This window comes from Synechococcus sp. YX-04-1 (assembly GCF_030546365.1).
Classification (GTDB): domain Bacteria; phylum Cyanobacteriota; class Cyanobacteriia; order PCC-6307; family Cyanobiaceae; genus Parasynechococcus.
On record NZ_JAUONZ010000017.1, the window covers coordinates 1 to 907 of the forward strand.

The 907-nt window shown below is 62.7% G+C and carries 1 pseudogene; it reads right to left on the reverse strand.

Features of this window, described 5'->3' with window-relative positions:
- Positions 1 to 80 precede the first annotated feature (80 nt).
- A pseudogene (locus tag Q3Y53_RS13010) lies at positions 81 to 833 on the reverse strand (IS3 family transposase); the annotation flags it as partial.
- Positions 834 to 907 lie beyond the last annotated feature (74 nt).

Below are 907 nucleotides of genomic sequence, written 5' to 3' on the forward strand. Positions count from 1 at the left end.
TTGAAGACCCAATCGAATTCGAATTCGAACATTCCAATACTTCTATAATTCATCAACGCGAAGTCAAACGCGACACCATCGATCAACCGGAGCGCGGTTTCCGCATCCGGCAACGGCGTCACGCGCACGTAGTCGCGCTTGAGCGTGTTCACGAAGGCTTCGGACAGGCCATTGCTCTGCGGGCTCTTCACCGGCGTAAAGCAGGAGCGCAGGCCGAGTTGCCGGGCGAAGATGCGCGTATCCTTCGCCGTGTAGGGCGCGCCGTTGTCGGTGAGAACCTCGACAGGGTGTGGCGCCTGGCAATCACCGAAGCGCCTCTCCACCGCCTCAAGCATCATGTCGCGGAAGTCCGATCCGCTGATGCCGGCATTCACCACCACGCGCCAGGCGATGACCTCGCGATCATGCGCATCGATGATGAAGGCGCCGCGCACCACGTCGCCGTTCCAGCAGGTGAACTCGAAGCCGTCGGAGCACCAGCGCAGGTTCGAGCGCATGACGACCACCTTGCCGTCATGGCCCTGCTCCGGACGCTCGGTATATTTGCGTGCCAGCAGCAGGTTGTTCGCCTTCATGATCCGGTAGACGCGCTTGTGATTGACCGGCGCCAGGCCACCGGCGCGCAGCTTTCGGTTCAGCACCGCCGTGATCCGCCGGTAGCCATAGGTCGGGCGCTTCGCGACCAGCCGCTCGATCAACGGCAGCAGCGCCGCATCTTGCGCTTTATGATAGCGCCGACGCGGCTTGGTCTTGCCGCTCACCCGCTCGTGCAGGTTCGAGCGCGAGACCCCGAGCGTGTCGGACACGGCCTTCATCGGGAACCGTCCGTAGGCGGGCGTACGCCGAAGACGACGGGGGCGGTAGGTGAGCTCCATCAGACCCAAACACAAGGTGTGATCGTAAGGGT